The sequence below is a fragment of the Arcobacter acticola genome, assembly GCF_013177675.1.
Lineage (GTDB): Bacteria > Campylobacterota > Campylobacteria > Campylobacterales > Arcobacteraceae > Aliarcobacter > Aliarcobacter acticola.
On the sequence record NZ_CP042652.1, the window covers coordinates 1363223 to 1381622 of the forward strand.

The 18400-nt window shown below is 26.0% G+C and carries 19 protein-coding genes; 14 read left to right on the forward strand and 5 right to left on the reverse strand.

Annotation, left to right across the window (positions count from 1 at the left end):
- Positions 1 to 450 precede the first annotated feature (450 nt).
- The 10 genes from AACT_RS07005 (at position 451) to AACT_RS07045 (ending at position 10961) form a co-directional block, all read left to right on the forward strand.
- Positions 451 to 3027 (forward strand): DEAD/DEAH box helicase family protein, encoded by a 2577-nt coding sequence (locus AACT_RS07005; protein WP_216658230.1) that lies wholly within the window; start codon positions 451 to 453, stop codon positions 3025 to 3027.
- Between the two features lie 21 nt (positions 3028 to 3048).
- Entirely contained in the window at positions 3049 to 3576 is a 528-nt protein-coding gene (locus tag AACT_RS15460) for a DUF3427 domain-containing protein (protein ID WP_216658231.1), read from the forward strand.
- A 198-nt stretch (positions 3577 to 3774) separates the two neighbouring features.
- Positions 3775 to 3987, forward strand: coding sequence for a helix-turn-helix domain-containing protein (locus AACT_RS07010; RefSeq protein WP_172126123.1), 213 nt, complete (start codon positions 3775 to 3777; stop codon positions 3985 to 3987).
- Positions 3987 to 4313, forward strand: a complete 327-nt coding sequence (locus tag AACT_RS07015) for a HipA N-terminal domain-containing protein (RefSeq protein WP_172126124.1) — start codon at positions 3987 to 3989, stop codon at positions 4311 to 4313. Before AACT_RS07010 ends, AACT_RS07015 begins: the two co-directional genes overlap by 1 nt.
- 1 nt (position 4314) lies before the next feature.
- Positions 4315 to 5313: a type II toxin-antitoxin system HipA family toxin gene (locus AACT_RS07020; RefSeq protein ID WP_172126125.1), complete on the forward strand. Its 999-nt coding sequence runs from the start codon at positions 4315 to 4317 to the stop codon at positions 5311 to 5313.
- A 467-nt stretch (positions 5314 to 5780) separates the two neighbouring features.
- Positions 5781 to 6167: a PAS domain-containing protein gene (locus AACT_RS07025; RefSeq protein ID WP_172126126.1), complete on the forward strand. Its 387-nt coding sequence runs from the start codon at positions 5781 to 5783 to the stop codon at positions 6165 to 6167.
- A gap of 9 nt (positions 6168 to 6176) precedes the next feature.
- Complete coding sequence (locus AACT_RS07030; RefSeq protein WP_172126127.1) at positions 6177 to 6728, forward strand: nitrate- and nitrite sensing domain-containing protein; 552 nt, start codon at positions 6177 to 6179, stop codon at positions 6726 to 6728.
- A 144-nt stretch (positions 6729 to 6872) separates the two neighbouring features.
- Positions 6873 to 7904, forward strand: coding sequence for an IS5 family transposase (locus AACT_RS07035; RefSeq protein WP_172125441.1), 1032 nt, complete (start codon positions 6873 to 6875; stop codon positions 7902 to 7904).
- 115 nt (positions 7905 to 8019) lie between these two features.
- The gene (locus AACT_RS07040; protein ID WP_228720551.1) at positions 8020 to 9759 is read left to right on the forward strand and encodes a methyl-accepting chemotaxis protein; all 1740 of its coding nucleotides are present in this window, start codon (positions 8020 to 8022) and stop codon (positions 9757 to 9759) included.
- A gap of 128 nt (positions 9760 to 9887) precedes the next feature.
- A complete protein-coding gene (locus AACT_RS07045; protein WP_172126129.1) occupies positions 9888 to 10961 on the forward strand; it encodes an ankyrin repeat domain-containing protein in 1074 nt (357 codons plus the stop codon).
- Positions 10962 to 10997: 36 nt separating this feature from the next.
- On the opposite strand, the gene AACT_RS07050 is transcribed toward AACT_RS07045, so the two are convergent.
- A complete protein-coding gene (locus AACT_RS07050; RefSeq protein WP_172126130.1) occupies positions 10998 to 11390 on the reverse strand; it encodes a heat shock protein transcriptional repressor HspR in 393 nt (130 codons plus the stop codon).
- A 4-nt stretch (positions 11391 to 11394) separates the two neighbouring features.
- Entirely contained in the window at positions 11395 to 12264 is an 870-nt protein-coding gene (locus tag AACT_RS07055) for a DnaJ C-terminal domain-containing protein (protein ID WP_172126131.1), read from the reverse strand.
- A 178-nt stretch (positions 12265 to 12442) separates the two neighbouring features.
- Here AACT_RS07055 and AACT_RS07060 point away from each other — a divergent pair, with 178 nt between their 5' ends.
- Positions 12443 to 13591: an acyltransferase family protein gene (locus AACT_RS07060; protein WP_172126132.1), complete on the forward strand. Its 1149-nt coding sequence runs from the start codon at positions 12443 to 12445 to the stop codon at positions 13589 to 13591.
- 44 nt (positions 13592 to 13635) lie between these two features.
- Here the strand turns inward: AACT_RS07060 and AACT_RS07065 are convergent, their stop codons facing one another.
- The 3 genes from AACT_RS07065 to AACT_RS07075 are packed head-to-tail and all read right to left on the reverse strand — an operon-like array spanning position 13636 to position 16109.
- Positions 13636 to 15126 carry an ATP-binding protein gene (locus AACT_RS07065; protein ID WP_172126133.1) on the reverse strand — a complete coding sequence of 497 codons (1491 nt, stop codon included), beginning with the start codon at positions 15124 to 15126 and terminating at the stop codon, positions 13636 to 13638.
- Positions 15123 to 15740: a chemotaxis protein CheX gene (locus tag AACT_RS07070; RefSeq protein ID WP_172126134.1), complete on the reverse strand. Its 618-nt coding sequence runs from the start codon at positions 15738 to 15740 to the stop codon at positions 15123 to 15125. The genes AACT_RS07065 and AACT_RS07070 overlap by 4 nt, the downstream gene beginning before the upstream one ends.
- Complete coding sequence (locus AACT_RS07075) at positions 15741 to 16109, reverse strand: response regulator (RefSeq protein WP_172126135.1); 369 nt, start codon at positions 16107 to 16109, stop codon at positions 15741 to 15743.
- 117 nt (positions 16110 to 16226) lie between these two features.
- Here AACT_RS07075 and AACT_RS07080 point away from each other — a divergent pair, with 117 nt between their 5' ends.
- Genes AACT_RS07080 through AACT_RS07090 form a run of 3 tightly spaced genes read left to right on the forward strand, consistent with a single transcriptional unit; the run spans position 16227 to position 18306 of the window.
- The gene (locus AACT_RS07080; protein ID WP_172126136.1) at positions 16227 to 16544 is read left to right on the forward strand and encodes a hypothetical protein; all 318 of its coding nucleotides are present in this window, start codon (positions 16227 to 16229) and stop codon (positions 16542 to 16544) included.
- Complete coding sequence (locus tag AACT_RS07085; RefSeq protein WP_172126137.1) at positions 16541 to 17728, forward strand: FAD-dependent oxidoreductase; 1188 nt, start codon at positions 16541 to 16543, stop codon at positions 17726 to 17728. Before AACT_RS07080 ends, AACT_RS07085 begins: the two co-directional genes overlap by 4 nt.
- Complete coding sequence (locus AACT_RS07090) at positions 17725 to 18306, forward strand: hypothetical protein (protein WP_172126138.1); 582 nt, start codon at positions 17725 to 17727, stop codon at positions 18304 to 18306. The genes AACT_RS07085 and AACT_RS07090 overlap by 4 nt, the downstream gene beginning before the upstream one ends.
- The last annotated feature ends 94 nt before the right edge of the window (positions 18307 to 18400 follow it).

Consider the following 18400-nt stretch of genomic DNA (forward strand, 5'->3'; position numbering starts at 1 on the left):
CCCTGTTAGTTTGGCGACTAAAAGAATTGCTAAAAAAGTAATAACATCTTAACAAATATCTAAATAAATTCAATCTTTTAATTCAAAATTTTTTTAAAAAATTAACTTAAGTGTCGAGGATAAAGTAATGTCAAAAATAACCATATTAAGCCGTAGAGTATAGGGACTGCACAGTAAGCAAAATCTTATACCAAAACAAATACTTATAGGTCAGGTAGTATTTCATGAATTTAGAAAAAAGAGTCATTTGCGAGTCATTTACTTGCTATAATAATATTAATATAAATTACAGAAGAAATTATTATAATGAATATGCTAAGGAGCATCTTATCAAGTCTATTCAATTACTACAAAAAGCAACATCTTTACTTGAATCATTGTCTCAATTTATAAAACTTTTTGTAGTTGATAGGAATTACAAAATAAATGGTGAAGTATGGAGTCTTTATAATGTTTGAAGCAGGATTATACGAACAACTATTAAACAAAATTATTTCTGAAAAAATAGATAATACATGTATTGATAAATTTTATATAAAAACATCACAAATTCAAAAAGCAGAAGCTTCCCAAATACTTACAAACTATTGTGCAAAGATAATCAAATTTGCATTAGATTTAATAAGTGGTGAAGATAGTATTCAAAAACAAATAGAGCTTATTAATAAAATTATATTGATTTTAGAAAATGAAATACAAAAACAAGACTTTACTCAAAATATAGTTGATTTAAATGGAAATCTATTAAAAGCAGTTTTACCAAAAATTGATTCAGATATTGTACATTTTGACAATTATATAAAAGAAATTACCCCATATACTGGATTAACTCAAAGTGAACTTTTTACAGGTAGTAATGCAGGTGTATCACTTGAAAGTGAAATAAAAAAAGAGATTTTATCATCAGATAAAATATATCTACTTGTTTCTTTTATAAAATGGTCTGGAATAAGAATATTTGAAAAAGAACTTCGTGAATTTACAAGTAAAGGTAATAAACTTAAAATCATTACTACTTCGTATATGGGAGCAACGGATTTAAAAGCAGTTGAATTTTTAGCAAGCTTACCAAATACGCAGATTAAAGTTTCTTATAATACAGCAAATGAAAGGCTTCATGCAAAATCGTATCTATTCTTTAGAAATACTGGTTTTCACACTGGCTATATTGGCTCTTCAAATATTTCAAAAAGTGCATTAACAAGTGGCTTAGAATGGAATCTAAAAGTTACAACAGCTGAAATATCTCATATCATTAAAAAATTTGAAAAAACTTTTGAAACATATTGGGAAGATAAAGAGTTTGAACTTTTTACAGGTGAACAAAAAGAAAAGCTACAAATAGCATTAAAAAATGACTCTATAGAAAATCAAAATAGATTTTCTACTTTTTTTGATATTAGACCATTCCATTATCAAGAAGAGATTTTGGAAGAGTTACAAACCCAAAGAAATATACACAAACGTTTTAAAAACTTAGTTGTCGCTGCAACAGGTACAGGTAAAACTGTAATTAGTGCATTTGATTATAAAAGATTTAAAAATCAAAATAAAAAAGCAAAGCTTCTTTTTGTTGCACATCGTAAAGAGATTTTACTTCAAGCAAGAGATACTTTTCAATCAATTTTTAGAGATAATAATTTTGGTGAATTATGGGTAGATGGAATTGAACCAAATAGTTATGAATATCTTTTTGCATCAGTTCAAACTTTACAAAATAATATTGAATCACTTCAGTTATCACAAAACTATTTTGATTTTATAATTATTGATGAAGTTCATCATATTGCAGCAAAAAGTTATCGCCCAATATTAGAAAAATTTAATCCAAAAATACTTTTAGGGCTTACAGCAACACCTGAGAGAATGGATAACGAAAATATATTAAATGATTTTTGTGATGTAATTGCAGCTGAAATTAGACTTCCTGAAGCATTAAATAGAAAACTACTTTGTCCTTTTCAATATTTTGGTATTAGTGATAATATTAATTTACAAAATATTAAATGGCAAAATGGTAAATATCAAGTAAGCCAATTGAGTGATGCATTATCTACAAGACAAAGAGTTGGAGATATTTTATTAAAATGTAAAGAGTATTTAACAGATATAAATGATGTTATTGCTTTAGGATTTTGTGTTTCACAAGAACATGCAATGTTTATGAGTGAGAATTTTTGTAAAGCTGGATTGAGGGCAGATTATCTAATCAGTGGAAATAAAAATCGTAATGATATTAAATATAAATTATTAAGCAAAGAAATAAATTATCTTTTTGTTGTTGATATTTTTAATGAAGGAGTTGATATTCCCCAAATTGATACCGTTTTATTTTTACGTCCGATAGAGAGTTTAACTGTATTTTTACAACAACTAGGACGTGGGCTTAGATTTGCTGATAATAAAGAGTGCTTAACTGTTTTAGATTTTGTAGGAAATGCAAGAGATGAATATGATTTTGAAGGAAAATTTAGAGGTCTAATAGGTAAAACATCAACTTCAATAAAAGATGAAATAGAAAATGAATTTCCACATCTTCCTTTAGGATGCTCAATAGTTCTAGAAAAAAAAGCAAAAGAACATATTTTAAATAATATTAAAAAAGCAACAATACTTGGGAAAAGAAAAATTATTAATAAAATTCAAAACTTTCAAAGTTACACAAATTTACCGCTCACTATTAAAAATTTTACAAAAGTAAATCATATTACACTCGAAAAACTTTATAAAAATGATAGTTTTACTAAGTTATGTTATGAGGCAAATGTTGTAAAAGATTTTAGTGAGATAAACGAAAAAGAGCTTGTACGAGCTATCACAAAGAAATTATTACTCACTAAATCTTATAAATATTTTCAATTTATTTTAGAACTTATTAAAAATGATTTTAAATTTAATTTAGATTGTGAAGAAGAAAAATTAATGGCACTTATGGTGTATTATGATTTTTTCCAAGAAGCAAGTTTATTTGACAATTTAGAGGAAGGAATAAAATATATCGGCGAAAATAAATTATTATCAAATTAACTAAAAGAAATTTTAGAGCTCTTGAGTGAAAAAATAAACTATATTGAATATAATTTAAATCTTCCTTTTCAAACACCAATAAAAGTGCACTCAAGATATACAAGAGAGCAGATTTTAGCTGGCTTTGGCGTTCATAGTTTTGATAAGAAATTTAGTAGCCGGGAAGGTGTATTAGATATAAAAGATAAAAATACAGAACTTCTTTTTGTAACTTTAGAAAAAACCGAAGAAAAATATTCTCCAACTACAATGTATGATGATTATGCAATTAATGAAAAATTGTTTCATTGGCAATCTCAAAATAGTACCAAACCAGAATCGCTAAAAGGTCAGAGTTATATCACTCATAAACAAGATGAAAAAAATATAATTCTATTTGTTAGAGAATCAAATCATGATGAAAATAAAAATGTTATGACATATGTATGTCTAGGTAAGGTTTTTTATAAATCTCATTATGGAAGTCAACCTATGAGTATTACCTGGGAATTAGAACAGGAAATCCCACCATTTTTATGGAAATATATTGCAAAAATGTCAGTGGGTTGATAATTAGTATTTTTAAAAAGTTAACACTACTTCATTTAATATATATACTAAAATTTAAGTATTTCTTAAAATCTTTATAATTTTTAGATTTTTATTTAGTATATAAGTTAAATTTAAAGTAAATATTAATTTTATAACATATATAATTAGCCATATTTAACTTATATACTAAATGAAAGTAAATACTTAAGGTATAAAATGGAACTAACAACTATAAAAATAGGTAAAACTATAAAGAAGAGAAGAAAAGAATTAAATCTTGAACTAAAAGATTTACAAGATTATTCTGGTGTTAATTATGTTTCAATCTCAGATATTGAAAATGGAAAAGCAAATCCTACAGTTAAAACACTCGAAAAGCTTTTAGATGTACTAGGAATGGAATTAGACATTAAAGTAAAGATTAAATAATGCAAAAAGGAAAAGTTTTTAGAAATAATATATTTGCTGGTTTACTTAAAAAGCTTGATGAAAATAGCTATAGTTTTGTTTATGATGAAGAGTATTTAAATAAAGAAAATGCAAAACCTATTAGTTTGACTTTGCCCTTACAAAAAAAAGAGTTTACATCAAAATATTTATTTCCTTTTTTTTATAATTTATTAGCAGAAGGTAAACTAAAAGATATTCAATGCAAAGAGCTTAGAATTGATATGAACGATGATTTTTCAAGATTACTATTAACAACAAAAGAGAACACTATAGGTTCTATTACAATAGAAAAAGATGAGATATAAAATGGAAAACAAGATATGTTTAGGCTGTTTAGCAATAGATAAAAAATTAAGAAATAACTATTGTCCAAAATGTATTAAAGAACTTTTTAATGGAACTGTGCCAAATCCTTTAACTTTTGATAAAGTTGAATTTACTAAAAAAAGAGCTGAACTATCTGCAAGAATGTCAATCTCAGGAGTACAAGACAAAATCTCTTTAACTTTTGAAAAGAAAGATTTAATTCCAACTGCAACAAATGGAAGATATATTTTAAAACCTATTCCAAGTGGAGATGGACATATTCAAAATGAAAAAGATATTGCTGCAAATGAACATTTATCTATGCTTATTTCAAAGAATATCTTTAAAATTCCTACAGCATCATGTGGATTGATAAAATTTAGTGATGGGGAACTAGCTTATATAACAAAAAGATTTGATTACGATGAATTTTCAAATTTAAAATATGATCAAGAAGATTTTGCAGGAGTTATGGGTATTACTCCTATAACTCATGGAGAAAACTATAAGTATGATGCTTGTAGTTACTTGGATTGTGCAAAGATAATAAAAAAATATGTAGCATCAAGTATAATATCCCAAGAAGATTTTTTTAAAAGAATTATTTTAAATTATCTAATATGCAATGGTGATGCTCATATTAAGAACTTCTCTTTATATAGTAAAGCAGATTCTATAGAATATTTTTTAACACCAAATTATGATTTATTAAATACTAGATTTCATATAAATGAAAAGTATGGAGATATGGCAATAGATTTATTAGATGATTATACATCTACTTATGAAGCTTATGGTTATTATACTTATGATGATTTTAAAACTTTTGCTAAGTATATAGATTTACTTGAAATTAGATTTAATAAAATTATGAAATTTATTGAAGATTCATATCAAGAGGTAGAGATACTAATTGATAAATCTTTTCTAAGCCCTAAAGCAAAAGAGTTTTATAAAGAATCATATAAAGATAGAATGAAAAGATTGAGGCTTAAATAACACTATTTAATAGGAAAATTCTTTTAATAGGAACTTACTTTGACATATTGTAAAGTCATTTTTATATCTTTATGTTTCATAAGTTTTTGAATTGTAAAAATTGTTGTCAGTTAGTATTTCTGTCTAAATAAATGTTCGAATCATTCTAGGGTCGCTAATTATTTAAAGGGCTTTGTTAAGCTTTTTAAGTTTTCTTTTTTTAAATATTAAATTACATTTCACTTGGAATATTATAACTATTATGGATAAATCATATTGATATGCTTTATTTTAATTAAACCCTCTTTAGATTAAATATTTTAAGACATAGAAAACATATGCCAAATAAAAAAGAGTATGTAAAATACTTTTTTGATGACAAAGAATTTTTAGAAAGTTATCATTCTTTACAATATATTCTAAATATTGTATACTTTATCTCTTTAGAATTATTATTTTTACATTAACATATAAAAAAGGAAACTTTTATGAATTCAAATGAACTTAAACTTTCAGTTGATTCTTTTTTATTATCAGAAACTGATGAAAAAGGAATTATTCGTTATGCTAACGAAGAATTTTGTCAATTTGCAGAGTATAAACTTGAAGAACTAATAGGAAAACCACACAATATTGTAAGACATGCTGATATGCCAAAGGCTGCATTTAAAGATTTGTGGGAAACAGTGCAAAAAGGGAAACCATGGAAAGGTTTTGTGAAAAATAGTACAAAGTCTGGAAAGTTTTATTGGGTTTTCGCAACTGTATTTCCATTTATTGCCTGTGATGGTTCCAAAGCTTACATTTCATGCCGAAGAATGGCTTCTCAAGATGAGATTGATAAATATACAGCCATATACAAAAAAATGAAATAGGAATTTGCTATGATAACAACTTTAAAAAGATTATCTATTGTAAATAAAATGAAATTAATCTCTGGATTTCCTCTAATATTTATTATTATTTTATCATTAAGCGTTTTATTTGATTCTTATGAAAAAAAGAACAAATTAGAATCAATCAAAGAAATAGTGGTATTAAATACGAAAATATCACTTTTATTACATGAAACACAAAAAGAAAGAGGAACAAGTGCTGGTTATTTAGGAAGTAAGGGAGTTAAATTTAAAGAAGATCTATTAAAACAAAGAACCCTTACAGATGCTAGAATTAGTGAGTTTAATACTTTTTTAGCTACTTTCCCCTTTCAAAAATATTCTTCAAATAATAAAAAAATTATGGATAAAGCAGTAAATGATTTATTGAATATTAAAGATATTAGATCTAAAGTTGATAGCTTAGGAATTGAAACAAAAAAAGCAATTGAATATTATACAAATATGAATGCAGATTTTTTAATTTTTGTAGCTAATACTTCATTAATTGCAGATAACTCTGAACTTGTAAATAATATTAAGGGCACCTCTAAAAATTAGTCAATATTCATAAAAATTGAAAATATTCATAAAATCACTGATGATGTATACTTTGCAATAAAGCGACAAAACCCTTTATGTAAGGCTTTTTGTAGGACTTTTTAGCTAAAATATCTATATAAATATAGGTACAAAGGTTAAAAAATGGCAGGACTATTTGACTACGAATTTCAATTGGAAAAAATCAATAAACATCAACCACCGCTACAAAAACTAAACAAGATTATTGATTGGGAGATGTTTAGAGAAACAATTGAATCAGCTTTAGAAAAAGAGGATAGAAAGTCAAATGCAGGAAGAAAGCCATACGATAAATTGCTAATGTTTAAAATTTTAATACTTCAACGATATTATAATCTTTCAGATGAACAAACAGAATTTCAGATCAAAGATAGATTATCATTTTTAGATTTTTTAGGATTGCAAATCGGTGATGATGTACCAGATGAAAAGACTATATGGTTGTTTAAAGAGCAACTAAAAGAGAAAGGTTTATCCAAAAAATTATTTGAACTATTTACCTCTAAACTTATCTCAAATGGAATAGTTGCCAAAGAGGGGACAATCGTTGATGCTTCATTTGTAAATGTACCCAAACAAAGAAATACAAGAGATGAAAATAAACAAATCAAAGAGGATAAAATGCCACAAAGCTTTGAAGACAATCCAAATAAAAAAGCTCAAAAAGATTGTGATGCAAGATGGACAACAAAAGGAGGTCAAAGAGAATATGGATATAAAGATCATGTAGCCTCAGATCAGAAAACTAAAATTATCACTAAATATGAAGTGACGCCAGCTTCAACCCATGATTCACAAGTGGTTAAAGATTTGATAGATGGAGATGATAATACCCTCTATGCTGATAGTGCTTATAAATCTGAAGAGACTGAGCAATATCTCGAAAGTAAAAATGTGAAATCAAAAGTTATCAAAAGAGCCTACAGAAACAAACCCTTAACCAATGCCCAGCATAAAGAAAATTATAAACACTCTAAAACAAGAGTAAGAGTTGAACATATATTTGGAACACTTACAACTCAAATGCATAATGCACTTAATCTTCTCTCAATTGGAATAGATAGGATAAAGTCCACAATAGGACTTACGAACCTTACCTACAACTTAGTCAGATACGAACAGATGGTTAGATTACAAAAGGTAAAATTGATATGAAAAGAGTTGGGAAATGGATGAAATATCCAAAATATTAGGGTGATTTCCACAAAATTCTTAGTAAAGTTCAGTTAGAATTGGGCTGAGATTTTTTAAAAATCAAAAAAAGTAAAAGTTGGGAGCTTTAAAAGGTATTTTTAGAGGTTCCCTTAATGCTTATTATAATTTCTTAATGGCTAAAGAAAGATCAGGTATTGAGCGTGCCGTTGGTGCAGGAACTTTCGCAAATAAAACCTTTGCTCCTGGAATGTATACTAAATTTTTGAGTTTAGTAAATGAACAAGATTTATTTCTTAAAACATTTCTTATTTATGGAAATCAATATGAAAATTTTATAAAAGAAAAAATGAATAATCCTATTTTTGCAGAAGTTCAAAAAATGAGAGATATCTTACTTTCATACTCTGAAAATAGAGATATAGTATTTGATATAGAATCTAAATATTGGTTTGATTCAATTACTCAAAAAATCAATATTTTAAAAGAAATAGATGATTATGTAATTCAAGATATTAATACTAGGATTGATACATTTATAAATGAAGAAACGAATAGAATGTATATTATCGCATTGGGATTGATATTTATAGTTTTATTTACAGTTTTATTTGTTCGATTTTTTATTGGAAGTATTCATAGAGCTCTTTCAAAAATTAACGATGGTATAGAACAATTTATGAAATACTTAAATAAAGAGATAAATGAAATTGAATATATTAAAGTAGGTACTAAAGGTTATTTAGGTCAATTAGCAGATATGGTAAATAAGAATATAGATACAATTAATGGTAATCTAGAAAAAGATTTACTTTGTGTTGGTGAAGCTACAATTACTCTTGATAAGGTTCAAAAAGGCTATTACGGATGTCGAGTTAAATCAGTAGCAGCAAATCCTCAAGTTAGAATATTAGCAAAAAATATTAATAGCATGTTAGATATTCAACAAAAAATTATAAATGAAATTTTAAGAGTATTAAATGAATATACAAATTATAATTATTTAAGTGTTATTGATATTAAAGAAATAGAGGGTGAATCAAAACAAATGGTTGAAGGTATTAATGCTTTAGGCCAAGCCATCACAAATATGTTAATTGAAAATAAAACAAATGGGCAAACTTTAGATGAAGGTTCTACTCAATTATTAAAAAATGTTGACCAATTAAATAAAGCTTCAAATGACGCAGCAGCAAGACTTGAAGAAACAGCAGCGGCAGTTGAAGAGATTACAAGTAATATTGCTTTAAGTAGTCAAAATATTGCACAAATGGCAAAAAATGCAAATGAATTAACGGTTTCAGCAAATGAGGGCGAAAAACTTGCAACTCAAACAGTTTCTTCAATGGATGATATTAATACTCAAGTAACAGCTATAAATGAGGCTATTAGTGTTATTGATCAAATTGCTTTCCAAACTAATATTCTTTCATTAAATGCAGCTGTTGAAGCGGCAACTGCTGGAGAAGCAGGGCGTGGATTTGCTGTTGTTGCAGCTGAAGTGCGAAATTTAGCATCAAGAAGTGCAGAGGCTGCAAATGAAATTAAAGCATTAGTTGAAAATGCTACTTTAAAATCAAGACAAGGGAAAGATATAGCAGCTTCAATGATAAATGGTTATCATAATTTAAATGATAATATTAATAATACTTTATCATTAATATCAGAAGTTGAAAATGCATCAAAAGAACAAAAATATGGAATAGAGCAAATTAGTGATGCTATTAATAGTTTAGATAAACAAACACAAATAAATGCAAATGTTGCAAATCATACAAATACAATTGCTGTAGAAACATCAGAATTAGCTAAAAATGTTGTTGAATCTACAAATACAAAAGAGTTTAGAGGAAAATAAAAACAGAAAATTCTAAATATTGAAAACAATTATTATAAAAATATTAATTTTTAATAAATAACTATATTATTTTATTAAATATAGAACTTTAATTTGATATTATGACGCAAATAAGAAAAAGGAAATAAATGTTTAAAATTTATTGTGTAAGTTTACTATTTACTCTTTTGTTCACATCTTGCGTCCAAAATGAGAGATTAGAGATTCGATTAACTCCTATAATGAAAAATGATACTATTAGTAATATCCCTTTACATGATGCTGTAAGAGCAAAAGATATAAATAAAGTAAAAGAAATACTTTCAGATGGGTTTTTATTAAATACTCAAGATAAAGCGGGTTTTACAGCTTTGCATTTAGCAGTGAGATTTGATCAGTATGATATTGCTGAATATCTTATCAATAAAAAAGTATCTGTAAATACATTTGATATATATGGCGATACACCATTATTAGAATCTATGAGAAATAAAACAGATAATATTTCTAAACTTCTACTTTGTAATGGTGCAAAACAAGATGTTAAAGATAGAAATTTATTATCTCCTTTAGACTACGCTAAAATTGATGATAATGAAGCAATGATTAAAATATTAGAATCTTCAGATATAAAATCTTTTTGTGAAGAAAAAGAGATTATTACAGTTCAAAGAGTAGAAGAAAAATCCTCAACTAATAATATAGATAATGAAACTAGCATTATTGAGTTAACATTATACGATGCTTTGAAAAATGAATTTCATTCTGACTTAGTTAAATGGAATGCAGAAATAAAAGAGGGTAGTTTAATATTTAGATTTAAAAATACTGATATGTTATTTGCCCATGGAAGTAGTGAATTATCATCTGATTATAAGATAATATTGGATGATTTTTTTCCAAGATATTTAAATGTTTTATATAACTATAAAAATGAAATAGAACAAGTTAGAATAGAAGGTCATACTTCATCTGTTTATTCTTCAGCAAAAAATGAAAATGAAAAGTATGCTAAAAATAAAGAACTTTCAACAAAAAGAGCAAACAAAGTTGTTGATTATGTATCATCAATACCGAATAATTTTATTATTGAACATAAAGATTGGTTAAATGATTATGTAAAACCTTATGGAATGGCTTCTGATAAGCTTATTTATAAGCAAGGTGTTGAAGATGAATCTTTATCTAGAAGGGTTGAGTTTGTAATTATCAAAAAGAAATAAAATATAACTTTCCCATTTTATTAAGATGGGAAGGTTTTATTTGCTTGTTTTTTTTTCTACAATAAGAATGTCAAATGAAGTTTTTTGAACTACTAAAGCTTTTGAATCAGGAACAATAGATAGATTGTTGATATTTTTTATTTTTGTTTTATATAAATGTATATTTTGTTCTAGTTCTTCAATTTTCTTATTTAATTGTAAAATAATATCAACTCCAGCTAAGTTAACTCCTAATTCTCTTGTTAGTGTTAATACATATTTTATATGATCAATATCTTTTTGAGAATATAGTCTTATCTTACCATTTGTTCTAGAAGGCTTTATTAAGCCTTCTCTTTCATACTGTCTTAATGTTTGAGGATGAATATTTAATATCTCAGCAACTGCTGAAATCAAATATACAGGCTCTATATAGCTATTTGTTTCCATAATCTTAATTTTCTGGTAATTTATCTTGTAATACTTTTACCAATTCTTCGTCTAAGTCTTCAATTTTTGGTAAAACAATATTTGCTTTTAGATATAAATCACCTTTAACTCCTGCTTTTCTATTTAGAACACCTAGTTCTTTAACTCTAAATTTTTGATTTTGTTTTGTATTTTGTGGAACTTTTAAAGTAATACTTTTATGAATAGTTTGTATTTCAATTTTTCCACCAAATAAAGCAACTTTTAAAGGCACATCAAAATACTTACTTAAAGTATCTCCATCTCTTGTATATTCAGTACTTGAAGCAACATTAATTTTTAAAATCAAATCACCTCTTTGTCCTTGATAAGATTTTCCTTTACCTTTTGCTCTTATTTTTTGACCATCTTCTATTCCTTCTGGAATTTTTACATCAAAAGAATCATTATTTAAAGTAATATGTTGTTTCCCACCAAGAACTGCAACATCAAAAGCAATTGTAACTTGTGCGTTTGTATCTAAGTCAGGTTCACTAAACCCTCCAAATCCTCCAAATCCTCCTTGATTGAAGCCAGATCTATTAAATCCACCTCCACCTCCAAACATTTGTCTTAAAATTTCATCAAGGTCTACATTTTGTCCTTGACCACGTGCAAAGTCATGGAAATTTTGTCCACCAAACATTGCATCACCATGTTGATCATATTGTTGTTTCTTTTCTGGATTACTTAAAACTTCGTATGCAGCGTTGATTTCTTTGAATTTCTCTTCTGCACTTGGGTCTTTATTAACATCTGGATGATATTTTCTTGCTAATTTTCTATAAGCTTTTTTTATTTCATCTGCTGCTGCATTTTCATTAATTTCTAATGTTTCATATAAACTTTTTGCCATTTTCTATCCTAAATTTTTTTATCATATATTTAATTTTATTTTTGAAATTATAGCACAAGGTTGAGTCAATGTCAATCAAGTTTATAAAATAAGAAATAGTAATACTATTAATATAAAAAAGGGTATAATATAATCCAAATAATTATAAAGAATTATTTAAATCTTTAATGGAGGGTTTATGCCTATTACGATTACTAATGTTCCTGAATCAAATATGATTGTTATTGCTGTATTAATAGCAGTTTTATTTTTGACTTTTAGAAAGTCAAAACATACAGAAATTTTCCCTATTTCTGTAACTCAGGAATTAAAAGGCTTAGGTATTTTGACTGTTGTATTTGCTCACTTTGCATATATGCTTGTGACAAATGCTGAATTTTTGTTTCCCCTATCAATAATTGCTGGAGTTGGGGTTGACTTATTTCTTTTTATGTCTGGATATGGATTAAGTGTTGGAATGTTGAAAAGACCAATGCCTGTATTAGACTTCTATAAAAGAAGATTAATAAAAATATTTATTCCTTTCTGGATTGCTTTAATTTTTATTTTTGCAGCAGATGCTATATTTTTACAAATCAATTATCCAGTACCTTACATGATTCAATCATTCTTAGGATGGTTCCCAACTGCAATTGGGTTTGGTGATGTTAATTCACCTTTTTGGTATATTACTTGGATGATAATGTTTTATGCTTTATATCCTATTGTATTTTCTACAAAAAGACCATGGTTAAGTGCTTTAATACTAGCAGTTATTGCAACACTATTAGGCGTTTATAATCCATTAGATATGGGTGATAATTGGCTTCATAGATTGCATACTTTAGCTTTCCCATTAGGAATAGTTGCTGCGTGGCTACTAATGGAAACAAAAGATAAGGAAAACAAGTTAGTTACAACTTTAAAAAACTTTAGAAATAATGCATCAAATTCAATGATTCATTATGTGATTATTGTCGTGATGTTAGCTATTGTAGTTTATATGTCTTTACATACAACTGCGAATCATTGGCCTAAATTAACGGCTTTATTAGGAAAAGGTTATTTTGTTGATCAATTTACTTCTTTAGTAATTATGTTTGCATTTATCGTGATTTTTTCACTTAAAAAGTTTGATAATAAGTTTTTATCGATTTATGGGCTTTATTCATTTGAAGTTTATTTGATTCACTGGCCATTAATTGGAAGATATGATATTTTCTTTAGTTATATGCCAGCTTGGGCTGCTGTTCTTGCATGGTTAGTCGCATTTATTTTAATAAGTATTGTATTACAAAAAATGGTAACACCTGTTAGTGCTTGGATTGATAGATTAGTTCAAAAATAGTAATTAAGCTCCTATTTTAGGAGCTTGATTTATAGTAATAAGAATTAGTTTATATTTAAAGTGATTTTAAAAAGAGCACCTTTATATTTTTTCTCCTCATGATCAAAAGTCTTATTTGTTGCTTTAATTGAGCCCTTCATACTAATTTTCAAAATTTTTCGAGTCATATATAAACCTAATCCAGTTCCTTGATATTTATGTTTTGTAGTAAAATAAGGTTCAAATATTTTCTTTATAATATCTTTTTCTATACCACCTGCATTATCAACTATTTCAATAATAGCTTTGTTTTTTTCTTGTCTAGCAGTAATTTTTATTATTCTTAATTCATCATTTGATAATCTAGCTTTAATTGCATCACATGCATTATGTAATATATTTACAATTATTTGACTAAATTCATTTGAAAAATTATAAATATAAATGTCTTTGTCTAAGTCTAAATGCAACTCTATATTATTTCCAGCAATTACAGTTTCAATCAAAGATAAATTATTATGTATGTTTTGGCTTAAATTAAATAGAGATTTTTCTTTATCTTCTTTATAAAAATCTTTAAATACATCAATAGTTTCAGATAGATGCTCTGTTGTATCAAGTATTTGTTTTAATGAGTCGTTTAATGATTCATCACTTAATATTCCTAAATCTTTTTTTACTTTTGCACCTGATGCTGAAACTGAGATCACATTTAAAGGTTGTCTCCATTGATGGGCTATATTACCTATCATTTCACCCATTGCTGCTAATTTTGTTTGTTCTGTTAAAAGATTTTCTTTTCTTCTTATTTCACTAACATCAACAATTGTTAATATTTTAAAAATTTGTGAACGAATACTTGTATCTTTGATATTTAATAAAGCTTTAAATGTGCTATTATCTTCTCTTAATATATTCACTTCAATAGGCTCACTATCGGCTTTATATAAGATTTTATTATTAAGGATTAGTTCTTTTAGGTTTTTAGTAATTATTTCATATTTTGAAGAGTAATGAAATAACTTAACAGCAATTTCATTACAATCAATAACAACATCGTCTTTTAGTAAAATTATTGCTTCCATGGTAGCATCTAGTAATAGCTTTAGCTTTTCATGTTTTTCTTCAACTTCAACTTTTACTTCATTTAATTGATAATTCATTTCACAAAGCATTGTAATATCATAAATATAAATTATTACTAACTCTTCTTCTAAATCAAAAGGAGTTATTGTAATACTTTGTTGCATATTATCAAAAACTCTATCAGTGATTTTTCCTAATTCAATATTTAATAAATAATTGCTAATTTGAGGAGTATAAAAAGTAGATGATTTTAATTTCAAAGCAGTGCTTATTTTTCTAACTAGCTTTTTTTCATCAATATCTGGATAAAAGTCTGTTAATTTTTTTTCTATAATAGTACTTGTACTGATTCCTGTTCTTATTTCTAACCATTTATTCCAGAATTTTACTTCTAAATTTTTATTAATTAAAATAATACCATTATCAAGAGTATTACAAATTATATCAAATTTGCTAGCTGTTAAAATCACAGTTCATCCAGTATTTTGTTAATTTTTTCTTTTATAAATAAAATAGAATTATCCGTTGTTAGAATAAATAATTCAGCTCTAATATTTAACTCTTCAAAGTTTAATTCAGTTGAAATAATAATTACTTTTTCATATTTAGAAATAAATATATTATTTAATTGATCTATTGAAGTTAGTTTTTTGATTGTTGGCGCTGAAAAAGAAACATTTGTATCAATATCTTCTGCAAGTTTACTAATAGTTGATGAAGATAAAATATTTGTAATTTCTAAAACAATATCTGAAATTTCATTATCATCTATTTCATCATCTTCTAAACCAAATTTATAAGCGATATTTATAGCTGATTGTTTATCAATTACAAACATATTTTCACCACTTATTGTTCCATTTAATTGTTGTAATGAAACTAAATGTTCCATTTCTAGATTTAGTTTATTTGATAAATATGGTTTTAATTCACTTGAATCTATTATTTGAATTTTAGGAATAGATAAATTTGCAAATGCATTAAGAATCTCTGTAATCGCAGCAGTTGCACTACCATATGCTACATTCATTAATTCTTGTAGGCAATCTTTTTCATCTTCTGTTAAATTTATATTTGAATTCATTTATGCTTTACCATTTAATTTTTCAAATATTTGTTTCATTTTACTTGAATCAATAGGTTTTTTAACAAAATTAAATGCACCTAATTGAAGTACTCTATCCATTGAAAGTTTTTGAATATCAGCTGAAATAACCACAACTTTTGCATTTTTATCAAACTCTTTTATTTTTTCTAAAGCTGTAAATCCATCCATAATTGGCATTGTTAAATCAAGAAAAACAATTTTTGGAGATAGTTCTTTATATAAATCAAGTGCTTCTTGACCATTTTGTGCTTCAAATATTTCTAGGTCACCTTCAATGTTCTCTGTAAGAGTTTTGATAACCATTTTTCTAGCCATCTTTGAATCATCTGTAACCAAAATTTTCATTAGTTTTTCCTATAAAATTAAATTGAGTGTGCATTTTACCTAAAATTTAATAATAATTACTTTTTTTTAATAGGGAATATACTAATATAAGCCTTTAATAAAAGGAAATACTTATTTATGTTTTCAAAAGATGAATGGACTCAAAAAGAGTTTTTACAAAATAAAAGAGAATTAGAGAAAAAAGGTATCAAAGTAATTTTAATTGATACTATTTTAAAGCCTATTGATCATATTGAAACTATGGTTTATAATCCTTATGAAATGGAATTATTCCCACCTGATACGGTATTTGTATTTTATTGTGATACAGGAAAAAGCACTAGTGAGAGACTTTCATACTATAAAAAGAAATTTCCAAAACATAAATGTATTAGTTTAAAAGGTGGGCGAGGTTATTTTAGACCTAATTTACAATTACTGGATGAAGATAAATGAATAAAGAATATGATTATGTGATAATTGGAGCTGGAATTGCTGGATGTTCTTTAGCTTATTTTTTAAAAAAATATTCAAAATCTATACTTTTAATAGATAGAAATTCTAATGTTGCTTTTGGAGCAAGTGGAGCTGCGGGTGCTTTTTTATCACCACTTTTGGGTAAACCAAATGATTTTAAAGATTTGATTGCAAAATCTTTAATTTTTTCTACAAATTTTTATAAAAATTTATCAGAAGATTTAATAAGTAATTGTGGAGTATGTAGAATCCCTAAAAATGGAGAAGATAGAGATAAATTTGAATCATATAAACCATATATGGATTTTAAATATACACAAATGGATGATGGATATTTCTTTGAAATAGGCTCTCAAGTAACTCCTTCTTTGATTTGTGAAAAACTAACAAAAGATATTGAAAAAAAACTCTCTTATAATGTAGAAAAATTAGAACAAAACCAAGACTCTACTTGGATAATAAATGATGAGCTTTGTGCAAAAAATATTATCTTAACAACAGGTGCTGATATTAAACATATAAAAGAAGAGTATTTTGATATTCGTGGAGTTTGGGGACAAAAAATTGATGTTAGTACTACAACTCAAACCCATATAAATTATCACAAAGAGTGCTCTGTTTCAAAGGCTTCTAAAATAGAAGGAAGTGATTTATATAAAGTATCAATTGGTGCAACTCACCATAAATTTAATTGTGATAAAAATATATGTAACTATTGTATAGAAACGGCAAACATAAATGATTGCAGTAAATGTTATAATAACTCTATTGTAAATAGTGATTCTGTGAAGCTAATAGCTTTGGCAAATGATATTATAAAACTTGAAAATGTAGAAGTAATAGATGTGAAAATCGGAGCTAGGGCTTCTAGCAATGATTATTTTCCTATGATTGGAAAGCTAGTTGATTCTAAAAAAAGTATTGAAAAGTTTCCTCATTTATTAAATGGAACACATATAAAAAACTCTATGTTAGAAACAGTAAATAATTTATATGTAATAAATGGAGTAGGTGGAAGAGGTTTTGTTTTATCACCTTATTTGGCTAATGAATTAGTTGAACATATAATTAATGATAAACAGATAGAAGATAATCTAAGTAATCATAGATTATTTAAAAGATGGGCAAAAAAACAAAAAAATAAAGACATAGGAAAAAAATGAAAAATGTATTAAAAATAGTATTTTTAGGAATTATAGGATTTTCACTTCTTGTATATTTAACAGCACCAAAAAATGTAGAAAAAAGTACTATATCAAATGATGAAAATAGTGTTTTAACCATAGATTCAATTCCTAGATATTTTGAATTAATAGGAAAAAATCCTTATACAAAATTTGAAACTTTATTTCAAGAGGGTGTAGAAAAATATATTGTGGTTTTAAATCACGATGCCTTAGCTGTATTTAAAGATTTATATAAAAAAACAGATAAAAATATTGTTCTAATTGCAAATATATCAAATACACCTTGGATAATTAAACAAATAGCTGTAAATGGTGAATTGGAAAAGATGTATAAAGATTCAAAAATTCCTTTAATAAATGATGACAATGGTTTTTTTGTAAAAACACTAAAAATAGATAATAATAAACAAAATCAATATTTTGTATTTAAATTAAATACCGATGGTACAATAGAAAAAGTAACTGAAGGTTTAGTAAAACAAGGAGCTTTAGAAAAAGGTTTAACAAATGATGAATTAGAAAAAAGTCTAAATGAAATAGTAAAAATATTTTAATTTATTATTAAAAAAATTGTAGTTTGTAAACTAATTTTAATAAAATTTTCGCTTAGTATTTTCTTTAAATAAAGCAAGAATTTTTAAATTTATA

Coding starts and splice junctions, on each gene's coding strand:
- AACT_RS07005 (WP_216658230.1), top strand. CDS start 451: ATGTTTGAAGCAGGATTATACGAACAACTATTAAACAAAATTATTTCT.
- AACT_RS07010 (WP_172126123.1), top strand. CDS start 3,775: ATGGAACTAACAACTATAAAAATAGGTAAAACTATAAAGAAGAGAAGA.
- AACT_RS07015 (WP_172126124.1), top strand. CDS start 3,987: ATGCAAAAAGGAAAAGTTTTTAGAAATAATATATTTGCTGGTTTACTT.
- AACT_RS07020 (WP_172126125.1), top strand. CDS start 4,315: ATGGAAAACAAGATATGTTTAGGCTGTTTAGCAATAGATAAAAAATTA.
- AACT_RS07025 (WP_172126126.1), top strand. CDS start 5,781: ATGAATTCAAATGAACTTAAACTTTCAGTTGATTCTTTTTTATTATCA.
- AACT_RS07030 (WP_172126127.1), top strand. CDS start 6,177: ATGATAACAACTTTAAAAAGATTATCTATTGTAAATAAAATGAAATTA.
- AACT_RS07035 (WP_172125441.1), top strand. CDS start 6,873: ATGGCAGGACTATTTGACTACGAATTTCAATTGGAAAAAATCAATAAA.
- AACT_RS07045 (WP_172126129.1), top strand. CDS start 9,888: ATGTTTAAAATTTATTGTGTAAGTTTACTATTTACTCTTTTGTTCACA.
- AACT_RS07050 (WP_172126130.1), bottom strand. CDS start 11,390: ATGGAAACAAATAGCTATATAGAGCCTGTATATTTGATTTCAGCAGTT.
- AACT_RS07055 (WP_172126131.1), bottom strand. CDS start 12,264: ATGGCAAAAAGTTTATATGAAACATTAGAAATTAATGAAAATGCAGCA.
- AACT_RS07060 (WP_172126132.1), top strand. CDS start 12,443: ATGCCTATTACGATTACTAATGTTCCTGAATCAAATATGATTGTTATT.
- AACT_RS07070 (WP_172126134.1), bottom strand. CDS start 15,740: ATGAATTCAAATATAAATTTAACAGAAGATGAAAAAGATTGCCTACAA.
- AACT_RS07075 (WP_172126135.1), bottom strand. CDS start 16,109: ATGAAAATTTTGGTTACAGATGATTCAAAGATGGCTAGAAAAATGGTT.
- AACT_RS07080 (WP_172126136.1), top strand. CDS start 16,227: ATGTTTTCAAAAGATGAATGGACTCAAAAAGAGTTTTTACAAAATAAA.
- AACT_RS07085 (WP_172126137.1), top strand. CDS start 16,541: ATGAATAAAGAATATGATTATGTGATAATTGGAGCTGGAATTGCTGGA.
- AACT_RS07090 (WP_172126138.1), top strand. CDS start 17,725: ATGAAAAATGTATTAAAAATAGTATTTTTAGGAATTATAGGATTTTCA.